Source organism: Rhodococcus mengyinensis, from assembly GCF_048381435.1.
Taxonomy (GTDB): Bacteria; Actinomycetota; Actinomycetes; order Mycobacteriales; family Mycobacteriaceae; genus Rhodococcus_F; species Rhodococcus_F opacus_D.
Genome location: NZ_JBLWIT010000073.1, coordinates 41910 through 57649 on the forward strand (window position 1 = coordinate 41910; position 15740 = coordinate 57649).

The window sequence follows — 15740 nt, forward strand, 5'->3', positions numbered from 1 at the left end:
GCACGGGGTCGCCGTGGTTGTCAGGTGCCGGGGGCGGCACGGGTGGCGATTGGTTGTCTGAGGATGGTGCGTTGCTTCTCGGGTGCGATCCTGCGGAAGTCGTTGAGGTAGATCTCGTGGTGCTTGCCGGACACACGTAGTCCGTTGCTGGGGATGAAATCGTCGTGCAGTTGTGCGAGGACGGCTGCTTCGTCGTCGAAGGAGCCGGCGTGCAGTGTCTGCACACACCGCCCTTCGCTCAGATCCGCGAGTCGGACGTCGTCGAGGCGTGCCGGGCGGTTCTTGGCACCGGCCTGTTCGACCGCGGTGGTGAACATGGCCTGGTCGACCCAGTTCGGGGTCATGATCATCATCGTCCAGTCCCATCGCGACTTGTCCCGCACCGTGGTGAAGGAGTCCATGTCATCGGCCCACCACAAGCCCTCCAGCGGAGGAACGACATAGTCGCGGCCGAGGTCACGCTTGCTGGCGAACTTCAGCTTGTATGCGAGGGGGTAGAGAGCTTCGACGGCGTCGCTGAATGCCGGTGAGGTGTTGGGGTCGCCGTGACCGTCGATCATGAGGTATTGCAGGTCGGGCACATCCACGATCCGGAACTCGCCTCGGGGGGACTGGTAGGCGGCGAGGGTTTTCTTGAAGTCGGTCTTGTCCGTCATCGGGCACCTGGACTCGCGTAGCGAGCCACCACCTTTCTGCCTCCAAGAGGCTCGATGAATAGAAGAACACCTCACGCGCCGAGCTGCGAGGGTGTGCGGTTCCGTCTCGCCCAACCTCGGCCGCTGCGAGGTGGAGTCCGCGGCGGCCGAGGTTGTGCGAGCACCTTCGGGGTACTGGCGGAGGAGGGGGTCAGTCGGTGATGGTGGGCGGCTCGGTGAGGAAAGGGCGCACTTCGAGCCACTCATGGATCGGCTTTCCTCCCGCCCCCGGAGCAGCGGAGAGCTCCCCTGCCAGCTCGATGGCGCGTTCGTAGCTGTCGACGTCGATCATCATCCAGCCGGCGATGAGGTCCTTGGTCTCGGCGAAGGGGCCGTCGGTGACCGGTGGCCGCCCCTCGCCGTCGTAGCGGACGAACATTCCGTCGGGGGCGAGCGCTTGACCGTCGACGAACTCGCCCGTGCCTTCGAGTCGGTCTGCGAAGTCTTGCATGTACTGGATGTGGGCCGAGATCTCCTCCGGCGTCCACTGGTCCATCGGCACATCGTTGACCGCAGCCGGGGCGCCGCGGTAGTGCTTGAGCAGAAGATACTTGCCCATTGTGTTTCTCCTCGGTGGTGGTGCGGCCCATTCTGGTCGCGTTCATTGTGGAGACGGAGCCAGTCAGGATTTCTCGACACGCCGCCCGAAGAATTTTCTGGGTCTCGTCCGAACCGGGGGCGGGGGCCGGTGGTTGCGTGGCCGGGCGCGTCGTGCACAGCGGTCGCGGCGCAGGACCTCACAGTGTCGGCCGGTCGAGCGGACGTCGCAGTGGCGCGAGTGCGCCGGCGTCCCGTAACCGGCCGTACACGCGGACAATCGTGTCGATGTCGCCCGGTGCTGCAATGTGCAGCAGCACGCCGCCGTCCAGCGTGTCCTGACGGACCGCCCCCGGGCCGTCGGGTACCAGGACTGCGCGGGCCGCGGACAGATAGCCGAACCGGCCGACGACAGGATCGCCGACGGTGAACCCGGCGCCGTCTTCGAGCGCATCGAGAATGTCGTCGTCGCTGACGTCACCGAAGTCCGGTTCCCACACCGACGCAAGCATTGCGAGCAGTTCGGATTCGGGGACGACGGCGCCGTCGGGCGCGTCGACCGTCATCACCAGTGACTGCAGGAGAAACTGTGGGGCACCACCCGCAACGCCGGACAGTTCGACCGCCCACCCGTCCGCACCGGTGTGTATCAGTCGCAATCCGGTCCCCGTCAGATCCGACCACGCTTCAGCGCCCTGCGCGTCCAGGAGTACCGCTGTCAGGTCGTCCGGCGCGCAGGCGGTGTCCGGTCCCGACGCGTGAACCTGCCGCCACTCGCCTCGCACCGGTGGCGCAGCCGCCGGCAGCAGTTCCGTGACGTGCTCCAACGTCTGCCGCCACCGTCCTGCCAGCGTTTCGACCGGCTCCGGCCGCGGCCCCCAGAAGGCCCGCACGACGCGTCGCATTCGAATATGTCCTCCCTCTCGATCCCTACGGTCATCCGTGCGTCCCGGGCGGGATCAGCGTCCGCAACGAACCGTGGTGCACCTGATTCTGTCATCAGATGCGTCCTGCCAACTGGAACGGAAGCATCGATTCCGGGATGCGACGGCTGGTGACCATGTCGGCGATCCCTTCAGCTGTGGCAGGTGCCAGGGTGACACCCAACATGCCGTGGCCGGCGGCGATGTAGAGGCCGCGGTGACCGGGAACCGGGCCGATGAACGGCAGGCTGTCGGGTGTGGCGGGTCGTAATCCGGCTCTGCCGGAACGAATGTCGACATTCGTGTCGGGGGCCCATCCTGCCAAGTACGGGTGTACCTGGTCCACGAGGCGTCGGATCCGCCGCTCGGGGACCCGTTCGTCGCGGGCAGGTAATTCGAACGCGCCGGCGATGCGTATCGCGTCGTGGTATGGGCTCAGTCCCAGCTTGGGTTCCATCAGGTACAGCGCATGGCGTGGGAACGTAACGGCTCCCCGGACGTCGATCGAGTACCCCTTGGCCCCGATGATCGGCAACTGGATGCCCAGGGGAGTGAGAAGCGCGTTTGTCGCGGCACCGAGCGCTATGACCACGTGGTCGACGTCCAGGGAGTGGTCCGGCATTCGGATCGACCACCTCGCGCCTACACGAGTGACGGCCTCCACGGCCGTGCGCTGGAGGACGGAAACGCCCATTTCGCTGACCCTCTCGAGCAGACCTCGAAGAAGAGATTCCGGGTTGATGTGTCGGTCGATCGAGGTGTGGGCGGCAACCTGCACCCCGGGTCCCACGGCAGCGTCGCGTCGACGTGCTTCGTCACCGGACAGATATTCGACGCGGCCGGGAAAGCCCATCGGGAGCAGTTGGTCGAACAACTGGGTGAACCATTCCAGGCCGTCGGAGGATTGTGCCAGCGCGAGCAACCCGGCCGCGTGCATCTCGAAATCGACACCGTCATCGCGCAACTCGTCGAACAACTCGAGTGTGTGACTATTGAGCTGTAACAGTGCCCGGACTCCGCTCTCGTACGCCCAGGGCCGGGAGGCGCGGGCGAACTTCCACAGCCAACGGATCCAGTCGGTGTCCAGCCGCGGCCGGATGGACAAGGCGCCATTCGGGTCGAAGGCATGTTTGAGTCCGAGTCCGACGACACCGGGTGAGGCGAGGGGGGTCGACAGGGACGGGGTGATCCAACCGGCATTGACGCCCGACGCCGACTGGCCGAGCGAACCGCGTTCGATGACCGTGACGTCTTCACCGCGACGGCGAAGACTCCACGCTGTACTCATCCCCACGACCCCGCCGCCGATCACTGCGACAGCCACATCGATCTCCCTTCGTGTTGATTCGGTGAAAGAAACTCAGGTAGTGGACAACTCGGAAACGGGCGTCGCGGCGTCGTCTAGGGGTCGGCTGAGCAGGTCGACGACCGACTCGAGTTGTGCGCCGAAGTCGACAGGTGCGCTTCCTACGGGGAATCGCTGAAGGATCTGCCGGCTGAGCGCCGCGAGCCGTTGTGGCACCGCCTGTCCCGTGCGGGCGAGTGCATGGCTGGACACGACTCCGAGGACGGCGAGATTGTTGTCGAGTGCAGCACCGGCATCGCGCGCTTTTCGCCACGCGAGCAGGTCGGGCGTCCCCGTGTCGGTCTGACCTGCTCCGCCCAGGCCGATCAGCGACGTGGTGGCGGCGGCGCGCGCCTCTTCGGCCCATCCCGCTGACGTCATATACAGCAGGCTGACCTGGGATTCGGGTTCGGTAGCCACAAGCCCACGGGGGTCTTCGACGATTCGATTGACCTGGGCTGTAACCAATTGGCACACATCGGCCCACGTGCGAGCGAGGGAATCGAGACTCGGAGCGACGAGCGGGTTGTGGTAGCCGCCGTTCGACAGGATCGCACCGAGGGGCGGATGGATTGCCGGGCCGACGAAGATGGGGTTGTTCGACGACGCCGAGAGCGCGATCTCGGCGCACTCTTCGGCGGCGGCCTGCGCCCGTCGTGCCCACCCGATGACGCGGGGCCCACTGCGGAAGGACACCGGCGCTTGATAGGGGAGTTCGGACGAGTGGTCGTCGGTCTCGATGAGTCGGCGAATGTTGTGGATGGCTTCGGCCTGGTGTTCGTCGCGCCAGGCGGCCTCGAGTTCGGGAGCGTAGTGAGCCGACGGGGCATGGATCGCCACCGCGCCCAGCGCCATCATCTGTTCCATCACGGTGATTCGCTGCCGTCCGGCCAGTGCTGCGTCTCCCAGGGCTGCCGCAGCCACTGGGGACCCATTGATGAGTGCCATCCCCTCGCCGATCTGGAGCGTTCCGTCGAAATGGGTCCGGAGCAGGTGCCCCAGGGGGATGATGTCGCCTGGCTCGCCGTTTCCGCGGGCTGGAACTGGTGGGAGATCGGTTTCGAGCAGGTCGAGTAGCCGGTGCACTGTTTCCACCCGCAGGCACGCCGTCCCGTTCAGCACGTCTGCGAGCCGTGCAAGGACGACGGCGCGGAGGAGGCGTTCAGGCAGCCGTGGGCCGACGGTGGCGGGTGTCGGCGGAAGCCGGGTGGCGAACTCCGCGCGGCCATCCTCGCCGAGAACGGATTTCGCGCCGACATGGTGTCTGGTGGTGATTCCGTAGAGATGACGATCCGCGTTCTGTTCGACGAAGTCGACGAACTCTTGTCGACGGGACCGGATGACACTCAGTGCGCGATCGCTGATGTTGCACGGCTCGCCCATCCAGGCCACCCGAGCGATGTTGTCGAGGGTGAGGTCGTCGCTACTGTCGATGAGAACAGTCATGAAGGTTCCTCCGAGTGAGAGTTGGGCCGTTGATGGCGACGCTGGGCCGGCTGACCGACCGCGTCTGATGGGGTTACGCCTGAGACACGAACGACGCGTTGCTGTCAGGACTGCCGGTGGCCGATTGTCCCGGTGTTTCCGCGGTGTCGGCTGCGGCCTGTGCGAGGGTCAGGCCCGCGGTTTCCGGTGCCCAGGCGATGCTGATGAGGAAACCGACACCCGCCACCACGCCGGTGATCAGCGTGACCCCGTGTGCTCCGAACTTCTCGATTCCCACCGGCAGCAGAAGCGTCCCGATCGCTGCCCCGATTCGGCTGAAGGACACACAGATTCCGGTCGCCGATGCGCGGATGCTGGTCGGGAACAGTTCGCTGGGATAGACGGTGTCGAGTGCGGCCATCGCCGACGAGATGAGTGCGAACAGTGCGAAGAGGGCGATGACATAGCCCGCGGGGGCGCTCTGCCAGAGGCCGATTGCCAGTGTCGATGCGGTCAGAAGTGCGAAGGAGATCAGGGTGTAGGGGCGTCGACCGATCTTGCCGATCGTGACGATGCCGACGACGCCGCCGATCAGAAGGAAGAGGTTGACACTGGTGGTCTGCCAGAAGCCGGATTCGATGTCGAGTGATTCGAGGATGGTGGGGAGGAAGGTGAAGACGGCGAAATAGGGAACGACCTGGCAAAACCAGAACAGGCACGCGAATGCCAGACGCTTGCGGTGCTGTGCGGCGAACACGTCGCGCAGTGAACCAGACGATTCCGCCGCCTCCTCCTCGGCGAGGTCGGCGAGGGTTGCGGTCGGGGAGACATGCTTCCGCAGAATCGCGAGGCCTTCCTCTGCTCGCCCGTTCTGAGCGAGCCAGCGCGGTGACTCGGGTGTATTCCGGCGGAGGATGAGCAGAATGAGCGCGGGGACCGCGCTGGTCGCCAGGATCCAGCGCCAGGCGTCGGCGCCCCCGACCTCGGCGAGTGCCGTTCCGACGACAATCGCGAGGACGTACCCGACTGTCCACATCGCCGGCCCCACTGCGAGCAGGGTGGCCCGGTGTTTCCGCGGTGAGAACTCGGCCACGAGGGTCGTGGCGATCGTGTAGTCGGCTCCGACCGCAATCCCCAGCAGAACCCGGAGAACGAGCAACATGACGGCGTCGGTGACCGCGATTTGAGCGAGGGAGAGGACGACGAACAATGCGAGGTCGATGACGAACATCCGCCGGCGGCCGATCTTGTCGGTGACCCAGCCGAACAACAGGCTCCCCAGGAACACGCCGATCAGTGCGGAGGCGCCGATCAAGCCGCTCATCAAGGAACCGATCGGATGAGACTGTGCGAAGAGGGGGAGTGCGGGAACAATGGCGCCGAGGATGTACCCGTCGCAGAGATGTCCGCCATTTCCGTAGAGCGTCGTTTTCAGATGAAACCGCGAGAGTCTCGCGTCATCGAGAGCGTGTGTGGCCACGGGGGCTCCTTCAGGAAAGGGGATGGGTATTCATCAGTCGCGACGGTCGAGCTCGCCGATTCCGGCCCGTGCACCCGCCGGAATCCTCGTTCGAGTGTTCGAGGGAACCGGCACGTCGACGTGGCCGGCGAGGGTCTGTCGGCGCGTCCATCTGCACCGATGCGACGTGCTCGACTGTGATTCCGAACACTACGGCCGACGTGCGGGAGCGTCTTCCGTCTGTGTTCGAGTAACGGCGACGTGTGTTCCTGAAATTGTCGAAAGCTCCAGGTGGTCCGTGGAAACTGACTGTTGAACACGCATCAGGTGTTGCGGATCAGCATCGCCAATCTGAGGGCGAGCTGGAGTCCGGCTCTGCGTTCGCCCTGTGCCCAATCCTCTCCGAGAAGCTGTTGCGCACGGTCGAGCCTGTAGTAGAGGGTGGTGCGGTGCACCGCCAGTTGAGCGGCAGCGCGGCGTGTGTCACCGCCGCAATCGAAGTAGGCGTCCAAACTCTCGCGAATCAGCGTGTTGTCCGCATCGAACAGACGGGATGCGCCGGGGAACAGAATCTCCAGGGTTTCCGTCGTCCACGGCAGTCCATAGAACACGAGGTCGGCTCCGAGCTCGTTCCAGCCCAACTGCTCGACGTTCCGCGCGTGTGCAACGGTTGCCGCATAGCTGGATTCCATTCCGGATCGTCGCAGCCCATCGAGATCGGAGGCAGCGCCCCCGGTGCCGGTTCCGTGCAACTTCCATCCACGCCGCCGGGCCGCCTGTGCCAGAGCGTGGCGGAACGGGCGAAGGCGGTCGGCGTGTACCTCGGCACTGACAATCAGGTGGAGTGTGTCGTCGCCGTGCCCCAGGAGGGAACGGCCCACCGGTCGGGCGTACGCGACTTCCTGGGCGGCGCCCCGCATCGCTCGGACGTCCAGCGGCTCGCCGCCGGCATCGATCGGTGCCAACTTCATGGTGAGCACACATGCGGGTTCGGTAAATCGGAGGAGCGGTTCACCGCTGAGAAGGTCGGCCGGCGGTGAAGACTTGTGCGGTGGGGCGAGCAGTGCGCTCACGAGTTGAGACTCGCGGTCCAGCACGGTGGCCGTCGACTGAGACTGCTGGTGGAGCAGGTCTGCGATCGCGGAGGCGGTCCCGGCCGCTGCTGTGATGTCGGAATCTGTGAGCGGCGGGCTGTCGATCAGCCACAGATATCCCTGGAGTTCCCCGTGTGCCCGCATCGGAATGCACACCCGAGGCAGCGTCTGCAACGCCGGATTCGCGGGGAACCGAACCGGCCCGGTGGCGTGCGCGATATCGAGCGAGAATGCGTACTCGAATACCTCCGGGGACGAGTGTCGCTGGAGGATTGACCGGACACGGACATCGTCAAGATCACCATGCTGCTCGGTCAAGGCGAGCGGCTTGAGACCGCAGTCGTCGATTTCGATCGAGCGATTCAACTGATCCGCGAGACTGTCCGCGTACTGCTGGACATCGTTCATCCGTAGCCTGCCGGTCGTCTTCCGAGGTGCGGGGCCCCGACGTCTCCGTAGTGCGTGACAACTGGTCGGCCGGTTGTTCTATGGCTGCCAGTGCTGCACGCTTTCGAGTGCGACGCGCGGCGGGGGATCGGACGGACAGGTCATGCTGTGTTCATCCGATCCCCTTGTCGGCGGGGGCGAGCTTCGTCAGTTCGTGACTGCGGGCCGGGTGGGCCTGCGGTCGTCGGCGAACATGGCCTCGATCCTCGACTTGATCTCCGCGGTGCTCATGGTGCCGCTGCGCCGGGGCGTCTGCCGTCCGGTGGGAGTCGTCGGGGCAATCGAGGGTGTCGCCATGTGTCCTGCTTTCGTCGGTTACCGATATGTGTGCCTCGCGGTCACGGTTGTGATCTGGTTCACATCGTGGCCGACTATGTTGTACACCACATGTTCGGTCCCGTGCCACTCGGCCTGGTCACCTCGGCGGTGGCCGGCAACGCGACCGAGCGGGTGCGAGGTCGGCGAATCGGCTCCGGCTGACTGCGATGGCCCGAGCGTAGAATTGCGCGGGTTCGGTCGATCACGCTGGGCCCGGATTTCGGTGAGGCCTTACCGAACTTCTCCGGCCTCGTCGCCGGTCTGCCCTGCTCGGTCGTCGGCTCCGAATTGCGACGAGATCGGGAGGGTACGTCAGCGATGCGAACCGATGGAGACAGTTGGGACATCGTCAGTAGCGTGGGCCTGACCGCGTTGGGAGTGGCGACATTTCGGGCGTTGGAGACAGTCCGCCCCGACGCGTTGATTCAGGACGACTACGCACGGTTGTTCGTCGAAGCGGCGGGTGAACCACACTTCACCGGGCTGTTGGCCGACCCGTCGTCACTCGGGGACATGCCGTTCTCGGGCTTCATGGGTGCTCGGACCAGATTCTTCGATGAGTTCTTCTCGTCAGCCACGAGCGCGGGGGTTTCGCAGGCGGTGATCCTCGCGGCCGGGTTGGACGCACGGGCGTATCGCTTGGACTGGCCGACCGGCACGACGGTCTTCGAGGTCGACCAAGCGCAGGTGCTGGAATTCAAAGAGGAGGTCCTCGCCGATAATGGGGCCAGGGCGACGGCTGATCGTCGCCCGGTGGCCGTCGATCTTCGGGACGACTGGCCTGCCGCCCTCGAAGCCGCAGGCTTCGACCCTGGTAAGCCGACCGCGTGGTCGGTGGAGGGCCTGCTGGCTTACCTTCCGGGCGCGGCGCACGACGCGCTGTTCGAGCGGATCGACGAGCTTTCCAGCTCCGGCAGCCACCTTGCCGTGGACAACTTCGCGGCGGGAATCGATATGCAACGCTTCGACGCCATCAGAGCGAAGTATTTCGCCGAGAATCCGTTCGGCGACCTCGACATCTCGGAGCTGTTCTACGGTGACGAGCGGGCCGATCCGGTGCAGTGGTTGACCGGGCACGGCTGGTCGGTGCGGCGGTCCAATTCGCTCGAGCTGGCGGCCGCCTACGGCCGGCCGGTTCCGGATCTCCCCGAAGAACTTGTCGATCTGTCGAAGCGATCGACGTACCTGACGGCGGTCAAGTAGCCACGGCCCAGCCTGCAGCGATGAACCGCAGGGGCGAGCCATTGCGGTGGACCGCCATCCGCGCGTACATTGGTAGTTGCGGATCGAGAGAGTAATCGGCAACGGTGAAACACTCGAGAAGCAGAGATCCGGCCGAGAATGTGAGAGCATTCCCGGCCGAACCCCTGTCTGGGGCATTTTCCCGCTCACCGACCTGGTGCTTTATCACGCGGTTGGCACGAGTCGCACGCCGGTCTCGGCATCGGTGCTGTGAGCATCAATAATCTCAATCCTGCTCTGCAGCAACGTCATCGATGATCCGCGCCGGTGCCGGTCGGGAAGTGGTAGGCGAAGGCTTTCGGCGAGTGCGCCACGGCGCCATTCGGTCGAGGAGCCTGTCGTTCAGGACCAGCACATGGAAGAGGACGGCAGACATGTGTGCGGTGAAGGTGAAGAACAGCAGGTAGGCGAATGCGGTGTGAGCTTGTCTCGACAACGCGTAGACGCTGGGATCGGGTGCAAGCAGCGTGGGCAGGTGCAAATGCTGGTAGAGGGTGATCGGGTAGCCACCGGCCGAGAGCATGGCCCACCCGGTGAGGGGCTGGATCACGAGCAACCCGTAGAGCAGGTACTCCGACGCGGTTGCGACCCGACGCTCGACCGGTCTCATGGTGGCAGGTGGTGCGGGCGTGCGGCACAGCAGTCTATTGCCGATGCGGACGATCACCAGCGCGAGGATTGCGGCGCCCAACGGGACGTGCACCGAGCGCAGCAGGTGGTAGCGGTCGAGGGTCGTCACCATGACGGCGCCGACGAGCAGTTGTGCGATCACCATGACCGCCATCGCCCAATGCAGCAACTGGACGGTCGACGCGAACCGGAGTGGGCGGTCGGTCGGGTCAGCGGTCATCGCGCACCCCATCCATGTCGACGAGGGCCGGTGTTTTTGGCTCCCCGGACCGGCGGGTGAACGATTCGGTGTAGACCGCGGACCGGGCGCTGAGCAGGGGATCGTCCGAGGGTGCAATGCCCATTGGGAGGATGAGCGGGTCGAAGTTGAGGTCCCGCGCGTTGTGCGGCGCTTCGGTCCGGACCGCGTCGATGGTCACGGTTCCGACGTCGAGGACCTGCCGGGTCGGCGGCCACGGCCGGGTGGCGTCGTCGGTCCGATCGCCTGGTTGACCGATCGTGAGCAACATCCGCCACCGCAGCGGCCCACGCGAGACTGCCGCGGTGAGGGCGTCGAAGAGGTGATCGCGCCCCGGCAGCGGCGGCAGGCCGGGGGAGCGGACCGGTTGCGCGGGGACCAGTGTCCACCGCACCGGAACCGTGACTCCGGAGTCGTTGGTGCAATGGAAGGCGTTGAGACCGTAGAAGGTGCTGTTGTCGAACCCGGAGGTCGGTGGGTGCTGTCGGATGAGGTTCATCGCCGCCGCGGTCTCGGGATGGCGGGACAGAAACGCCGCCATGCGATCCGGATCAGGCTTGCCGGTGACCGGGTCCTTTTTCGAGGCGAGCAACCGCTCGTAGAAGCCGTCTGGTGTCCGGTCGGGGAACACCGGGGTGTTGATCATCGCGGTGCGCCACTGCTCGCCATCGGGGAGGTCGAACGCCAACCCCAGTCCGCGGACCGTGGCGTCGGCGTCCGGAGTGGACGGATTCCCGCCCGAGAGTGAGAACCGACCGGTCACCGGGATCCGGCCGGCCCGGAAAACGCTGGCCGTGGAAACTCCGGACCCGACACCGGTGGCGGTGAAGCATCCGGTCGCGCTGACTCCTTTGGCGTGATTGCGCCGGAATCCGTCGTGATGCCCGGCGACCTCCTCGAACCGGTCGGTCAGCCGTGCCGGGGTCAGCGCGTCGGTGTCCAGTGTCCCCGCCGCGCAGAGGAACCCGCCGACGTCCACTGCCGCGATGGCGCCCACCGCGGCCAGGCCGAGCAGCGCACAGCGGCGACTGACCGCCGGGCGCGGTGCCTGATCCGGGGGTGTGGTGGCGTCATCCATGGGCGGAGTCGACCGTCATCACGTGCCAGGTTCCCTTGACGCCGTCGCCGCTCGTCTGCCCGGGGGCGGTGTCTTTCGCGAACCGGTACAGCGGGTGGCCGTCGTAGGTGATCTGCTCGGTTCCGTCCGGCCGCGTCGTGGCACCCGCGCGGGCGACGAGGGTGGCGTCGGGCCGGGGTGCTCCGAGCGAGGGCGGCCAGATCTCGGCGCAGGGCCCGGTGCACCGGATGGTGCCCGGGGTGTCCTCGTCGAATCGGTAGAGCGTGAATCCGTCTCCGTCGGTGAGCACCGTGCCGAGGGCGGTGTCCCGGGTGCCGAGTTCCACCTGCCCGGCGGGGGAGGCAGACGGCTGCACTGGGGGAGTGTCGTCGGTGGCGGTGCCGCACGCCGACATCAGCGCGATCGCGGCGCCTGCCGCCGCAAGAATCGATTTCTTCAGCATCGTTTTGGGTCTCCATTCGTTCGTTCCGCGTGCCGGATCGTTCGGCGCTGGGGAGTACGGATGGTCGGCGACCCACGTTCAGCTGCCCCCGCGTACCCGAGTGGCAGAATTCGAGATGAACGCCGCGCCGCCCGCGCCCGTACTCCTCGGTGGGTGTCGGGTGAGCCGACGCCGTATCCGGTGTTTCGGGAGGTGAGTGGTGCGGCTTCGTATCGTGCGCACACGCGGGGACCAGTCCGAGAGCGGCTTGGATGACGAGACGGTGCTGCGGGCCGCCTACGACGACCACGGGAGGGAACTGTTCGCCCTCGCCTACCGCTCACTCGGAGACCGGGGTCGCGCGGAGGAGGCGGTACAGGAGACGTTTCTTCGGGCGTGGCGGCGCGCGGACCGGTACGACCCGCGACGCGCTACGCTCCGGACCTGGCTGTATGCGATATGCCGCAACGTGGTGATCGACGCGATTCGGGCTCGTGCCGCCCGACCCGAGCTGGCCGACGCGGCACCACCCGAGCTGCCCGCACCCGAGCGTCCCCTCGAACAACTGCTGGTGGGGCTCGAGATGGAGGAGGCGCTGCGGCGGCTGTCCGATCAGCACCGCTGCGTCCTGGTCGAGATTCACCTGCGCGACCGGCCCGCCGCCGAGGTCGCCGCACAGCTCGGCATTCCCGTGGGCACCGTCCGCAGTCGTGTGTACTACGCGCTGAAAGCTCTCCGGCTCGTACTCGAAGAAATGGGGTGGCATGGTGACCACTGACCGCTGCCAGCAGATGCGCACCATGTTGGGGATGTACGCGCTCGGTCGCCTCGACGACCGCGAGACGATCACGCTTCGCGCGCACCTGGACGGCTGCCCGGGCTGCCGCACCGAGTTGAGTCTGCTGACGCCGGTCGCGGCCGCCCTGTCGGCGGCGGACCCGGACCGGCTCACCGAACCTGCGCCCCGGCCGTCGTCGACGCTGCCCGACGCGATCTTCGGGGCGGTCGACCGCGAACGCGGACGGAAGCGGTACCACCGGATCGCAGTCGCCGCCGCGGCCGTCGTGATCGCCGTCGGCCTGGTGACCGGCGGGTTCTTCCTGCGCGGGGGCACCTCGACGGCCCCACCCGGGCAGCCGGTGGCCTTCACGGTCCTCGCCGCAGGTGTGGATGCCTCCGCGCGGGTGGAGAACCGGGCGTGGGGAACCGGAATCAGCCTCGACGTCGCCGGACTCCCGCAGGGCCGCACATACAACGTCTGGCTCCAACGCTCCGACGGAAGTCGCATGAATGCCGGCAGTTTCATCGCCGGCGGCGACAAGACGATGTCGATGCAGTTGGCGGTGGGGCTGCCGATGTCGGATGCGACGACGCTCGGAGTGAGCGCCCCGGGCGACGACCGGACCCTGCTCCAAGCGCCCCTGCGGTCCTGACCGGCGCCAACCCTCGTGGAGGACTCAGAGGAGCAGGCCATCGCGGGCGACGACCCGTCCGGCCCGCACCACCGTGTCCCGACGGGGACGTCGACGACGATCTGCGGCACGCATTCTCCGTCCAGCAACATGAAGTCGGCGGGTGAACCCGGTTGCAGATCGGCCCGCGGCAGCCCCATGACGGCAGCACCGCCGTCGGCGGCGAGTTCGAAACACGCCTCGAGATCCTCGTCGAGGCGTGCGTCGAGTGCCCAGGCGAGTAGCCACGCGAAGGCACGAGACCCGGACGGAGCGGAAGAACTGGCCCGCCGACACGTCGTGGGTACCCGGGTTGAAGCCCTCCGCTCCCTGGCCGCCGAGACCGGGACGACCTGAGGCGCCCCAGGTAGCACGCGGGCGACCACGGTCTCTCCTAAGACTGCGAGATTCGAACGTACCTGGTTACCCGATCAGGGCGACCAAATCTACTCGTCGCGAATGTTTCGCATCCGCCGACGACGCTCGTGCCGAGTCGCTCGTGTGAGAATGCCGGCGCGGGTATTCGCTCACCGGCCGAGACGTGCCAGCCGTTCGCCCGGTGTCGTCGCACCCCAGACGCCGTGCTGTTGGCCGGTGTGGAGGGCATACTCGAGGCATTCCTCCACCACCGCGCAGTCGCGGCAGAACTCCTTGGCGAGATCTTCCCGCTCGGAGCGAGCGTTCCTGCGTTCGGCGTCCGCCGGGAAGAAGATCTCCGCGTCCGCTTCATGGCAACGCGCAGACAATCGCCACTGCCACAACTCGGTGTCGTGAGGATGCAGTGTCATCACCGGTGTCGACATCTTTCGACTACCCCCTTCGCTCTCGGTCGCCCCGAATTACAGCCCATTCGGCAACACACGAGAAGAATTCGAATCTCCAGGATTTCGGGGTGAACGCGCCGCGCCGTTCTTGGTGAGCCACTGAAGATCTGATCGGCGTGACGCGAATCCTGTTGTTCGACGACTGCTCTTGCGATGCTGACCGGGTGACACCCGGGCGGCCTCGAAAGGCAGACGCATGACCATCCTCGATCCCCCGACAGTCGACGCCGCGAGCCTCGGAGTCTTCGACTCGATCACCGACGCCATCGGCAACACACCCCTCGTCCGGTTGAACCGGGTAACCGGAAGTATCTCCGCGACGGTGTACGCCAAGCTCGAGTTCCTCAACCCCGGGGGAAGTGTGAAGGATCGTGCCGCCCTGGCCATGATCCACGCGGCCGAGGAATCTGGGGAACTACTGCCCGGAGGCACCGTCGTGGAGGGCACGTCGGGCAATACCGGGGTCGGGCTGACGTTGGTCGCCGCCGCTCGGGGATACCGTTCCGTAGTCGTGGTCCCCGACAAGACGAGCGTCGAGAAGATCGCGTTGCTGCGGGCGCACGGGGCGCAGGTGCATGTGACACCGGGCGGCAGGCCCAGCCACCATCCCGAGTTCGTGCGCAACGTGGCCACTCGTCTCGCGGCGGAGATCCCCGGCGGCTGGCTCGCCGGCCAGTACGACAACCCGGCCAATCCCGGCGCGCACCGCACCACGACAGGTCCGGAGATCTGGCGTCAGACCCAGGGCCGAGTCACTCATCTCGTCGCCGGTGTCGGAACCGGTGGGACCATCACGGGGACGGGCGAGTTCCTGACGAAGGTCTCCGGCGGGGCCGTGCAGATCATCGGCGCGGATCCTGATACCTCCGTATACGGCGGGGGAGACGGACGGGCCTGGTACATCGAATCCGTGGGCCATTTTCTGCACCCGCAGACCGAGCACGACGAGTGGCCGGATTCCTATCACCCGGACGTCGTCGACCGACTCGAGCGGATCTCGGACATCGAGGCGCTCACGGTGCTGCACCGCCTCGCCCGGGAGGAAGGACTCCTCGTCGGAGGTTCCGCCGGTACCGCGGTGGCCGCCGCCCTGCGGGTCGCGCGGACCCTCGGTCCGGACGACGTCGTGGTCGTGATCGTCCCGGATTCGGGCCGGGCCTACCTGTCGAAGTACTTCGACAACGAGTGGCTGGGACGGCTGGGCTTCCCGCTCTACCACGCAGCGACCGGACCCGTTGTCGGTGACGCACTGGGCGGCCGGGGGAGCGCACCCCGGGCCGTGCCGTCCACCGCGACCGTTGCGGAGGCGCGTGACATGCTCGCGGACACCCCGGCCCTGCCCGTCGTGCTGGCACGCCCGGTCACCGGTCCGGTCGTGGTCGCGGAGATCCAGGGGTCCGTCAGTGCCGCGGCGCTGTCACACGCTCCGGACGACGACCCGATCGGTGTGCACGTCGATCAGCCTTTGCCCGTCGTGGGAGTCACCGAGGAGTTGTCGGTGGCAATGCGACGAATCGGGGGGCACCGGGGGCCGGTCGTCGTGTCCGAGAACGGGCGAGCCGTGGCGTTGGTCGACGCTGACGTCGTCCTGACCTCGCCTGTCGCGTGAAGTG

Annotated in this window: 16 protein-coding genes; 4 read left to right on the top strand and 12 right to left on the bottom strand. The window is 66.5% G+C overall.

What is annotated here, in order from left to right:
• Window positions 1-20: 20 nt before the first annotated feature.
• From ACNJ7E_RS14400 to ACNJ7E_RS14435, 8 genes are all read right to left on the bottom strand, one after another.
• The gene (locus ACNJ7E_RS14400) at window positions 21-656 is read right to left on the bottom strand and encodes a GyrI-like domain-containing protein (RefSeq protein WP_280780226.1); all 636 of its coding nucleotides are present in this window, start codon (window positions 654-656) and stop codon (window positions 21-23) included.
• A 190-nt stretch (window positions 657-846) separates the two neighbouring features.
• Window positions 847-1254, bottom strand: coding sequence for a YciI family protein (locus ACNJ7E_RS14405; RefSeq protein ID WP_280780227.1), 408 nt, complete (start codon window positions 1252-1254; stop codon window positions 847-849).
• A 178-nt stretch (window positions 1255-1432) separates the two neighbouring features.
• Complete coding sequence (locus ACNJ7E_RS14410; protein ID WP_280780228.1) at window positions 1433-2137, bottom strand: hypothetical protein; 705 nt, start codon at window positions 2135-2137, stop codon at window positions 1433-1435.
• A gap of 94 nt (window positions 2138-2231) precedes the next feature.
• Window positions 2232-3479, bottom strand: a complete 1248-nt coding sequence (locus tag ACNJ7E_RS14415; protein WP_280780229.1) for an NAD(P)/FAD-dependent oxidoreductase — start codon at window positions 3477-3479, stop codon at window positions 2232-2234.
• 36 nt (window positions 3480-3515) lie between these two features.
• Window positions 3516-4946, bottom strand: a complete 1431-nt coding sequence (locus tag ACNJ7E_RS14420) for an aromatic amino acid lyase (RefSeq protein WP_418340189.1) — start codon at window positions 4944-4946, stop codon at window positions 3516-3518.
• 73 nt (window positions 4947-5019) lie between these two features.
• On the bottom strand, window positions 5020-6405 hold the full coding sequence (locus ACNJ7E_RS14425) for an MFS transporter (protein ID WP_418340190.1): 1386 nt from the start codon (window positions 6403-6405) through the stop codon (window positions 5020-5022).
• A gap of 302 nt (window positions 6406-6707) precedes the next feature.
• Window positions 6708-7886 carry a PucR family transcriptional regulator gene (locus ACNJ7E_RS14430; RefSeq protein WP_418340191.1) on the bottom strand — a complete coding sequence of 393 codons (1179 nt, stop codon included), beginning with the start codon at window positions 7884-7886 and terminating at the stop codon, window positions 6708-6710.
• Window positions 7887-8072: 186 nt separating this feature from the next.
• Window positions 8073-8222: a hypothetical protein gene (locus ACNJ7E_RS14435; protein ID WP_198602318.1), complete on the bottom strand. Its 150-nt coding sequence runs from the start codon at window positions 8220-8222 to the stop codon at window positions 8073-8075.
• A 339-nt stretch (window positions 8223-8561) separates the two neighbouring features.
• On the opposite strand from ACNJ7E_RS14435, the gene ACNJ7E_RS14440 reads away from it, so the two are divergent.
• Complete coding sequence (locus tag ACNJ7E_RS14440; RefSeq protein ID WP_280780233.1) at window positions 8562-9446, top strand: class I SAM-dependent methyltransferase; 885 nt, start codon at window positions 8562-8564, stop codon at window positions 9444-9446.
• A gap of 265 nt (window positions 9447-9711) precedes the next feature.
• Here ACNJ7E_RS14440 and ACNJ7E_RS14445 read toward each other — a convergent pair whose 3' ends face one another.
• Genes ACNJ7E_RS14445 through ACNJ7E_RS14455 form a run of 3 tightly spaced genes read right to left on the bottom strand, consistent with a single transcriptional unit; the run spans window position 9712 to window position 11873 of the window.
• Window positions 9712-10335, bottom strand: coding sequence for a cytochrome b (locus ACNJ7E_RS14445; RefSeq protein ID WP_418340192.1), 624 nt, complete (start codon window positions 10333-10335; stop codon window positions 9712-9714).
• Window positions 10325-11431 (bottom strand): catalase family peroxidase, encoded by a 1107-nt coding sequence (locus tag ACNJ7E_RS14450; RefSeq protein ID WP_418340193.1) that lies wholly within the window; start codon window positions 11429-11431, stop codon window positions 10325-10327. Before ACNJ7E_RS14450 ends, ACNJ7E_RS14445 begins: the two co-directional genes overlap by 11 nt.
• On the bottom strand, window positions 11424-11873 hold the full coding sequence (locus tag ACNJ7E_RS14455) for a COG4315 family predicted lipoprotein (protein WP_280780236.1): 450 nt from the start codon (window positions 11871-11873) through the stop codon (window positions 11424-11426). Before ACNJ7E_RS14455 ends, ACNJ7E_RS14450 begins: the two co-directional genes overlap by 8 nt.
• 199 nt (window positions 11874-12072) lie before the next feature.
• Here ACNJ7E_RS14455 and ACNJ7E_RS14460 point away from each other — a divergent pair, with 199 nt between their 5' ends.
• Window positions 12073-12630 carry a sigma-70 family RNA polymerase sigma factor gene (locus ACNJ7E_RS14460; protein ID WP_280780237.1) on the top strand — a complete coding sequence of 186 codons (558 nt, stop codon included), beginning with the start codon at window positions 12073-12075 and terminating at the stop codon, window positions 12628-12630.
• Complete coding sequence (locus tag ACNJ7E_RS14465; RefSeq protein ID WP_280780238.1) at window positions 12617-13285, top strand: anti-sigma factor domain-containing protein; 669 nt, start codon at window positions 12617-12619, stop codon at window positions 13283-13285. The genes ACNJ7E_RS14460 and ACNJ7E_RS14465 overlap by 14 nt, the downstream gene beginning before the upstream one ends.
• Before the next feature lie 545 nt (window positions 13286-13830).
• Here ACNJ7E_RS14465 and ACNJ7E_RS14470 read toward each other — a convergent pair.
• Entirely contained in the window at window positions 13831-14091 is a 261-nt protein-coding gene (locus tag ACNJ7E_RS14470; protein ID WP_418340194.1) for a WhiB family transcriptional regulator, read from the bottom strand.
• Between the two features lie 232 nt (window positions 14092-14323).
• Here ACNJ7E_RS14470 and ACNJ7E_RS14475 point away from each other — a divergent pair, with 232 nt between their 5' ends.
• Window positions 14324-15736 (top strand): PLP-dependent cysteine synthase family protein, encoded by a 1413-nt coding sequence (locus ACNJ7E_RS14475; protein ID WP_418340195.1) that lies wholly within the window; start codon window positions 14324-14326, stop codon window positions 15734-15736.
• The last annotated feature ends 4 nt before the right edge of the window (window positions 15737-15740 follow it).

Excerpts from the sequence above, each read along its gene's own strand:
- ACNJ7E_RS14400 (WP_280780226.1), bottom strand. The coding sequence starts at position 656 with ATGACGGACAAGACCGACTTCAAGAAAACCCTCGCCGCCTACCAGTCC.
- ACNJ7E_RS14405 (WP_280780227.1), bottom strand. The coding sequence starts at position 1,254 with ATGGGCAAGTATCTTCTGCTCAAGCACTACCGCGGCGCCCCGGCTGCG.
- ACNJ7E_RS14410 (WP_280780228.1), bottom strand. The coding sequence starts at position 2,137 with ATGCGACGCGTCGTGCGGGCCTTCTGGGGGCCGCGGCCGGAGCCGGTC.
- ACNJ7E_RS14420 (WP_418340189.1), bottom strand. The coding sequence starts at position 4,946 with ATGACTGTTCTCATCGACAGTAGCGACGACCTCACCCTCGACAACATC.
- ACNJ7E_RS14430 (WP_418340191.1), bottom strand. The coding sequence starts at position 7,886 with ATGAACGATGTCCAGCAGTACGCGGACAGTCTCGCGGATCAGTTGAAT.
- ACNJ7E_RS14435 (WP_198602318.1), bottom strand. The coding sequence starts at position 8,222 with ATGGCGACACCCTCGATTGCCCCGACGACTCCCACCGGACGGCAGACG.
- ACNJ7E_RS14440 (WP_280780233.1), top strand. The coding sequence starts at position 8,562 with ATGCGAACCGATGGAGACAGTTGGGACATCGTCAGTAGCGTGGGCCTG.
- ACNJ7E_RS14445 (WP_418340192.1), bottom strand. The coding sequence starts at position 10,335 with ATGACCGCTGACCCGACCGACCGCCCACTCCGGTTCGCGTCGACCGTC.
- ACNJ7E_RS14450 (WP_418340193.1), bottom strand. The coding sequence starts at position 11,431 with ATGGATGACGCCACCACACCCCCGGATCAGGCACCGCGCCCGGCGGTC.
- ACNJ7E_RS14455 (WP_280780236.1), bottom strand. The coding sequence starts at position 11,873 with ATGCTGAAGAAATCGATTCTTGCGGCGGCAGGCGCCGCGATCGCGCTG.
- ACNJ7E_RS14465 (WP_280780238.1), top strand. The coding sequence starts at position 12,617 with ATGGTGACCACTGACCGCTGCCAGCAGATGCGCACCATGTTGGGGATG.
- ACNJ7E_RS14470 (WP_418340194.1), bottom strand. The coding sequence starts at position 14,091 with ATGACACTGCATCCTCACGACACCGAGTTGTGGCAGTGGCGATTGTCT.
- ACNJ7E_RS14475 (WP_418340195.1), top strand. The coding sequence starts at position 14,324 with ATGACCATCCTCGATCCCCCGACAGTCGACGCCGCGAGCCTCGGAGTC.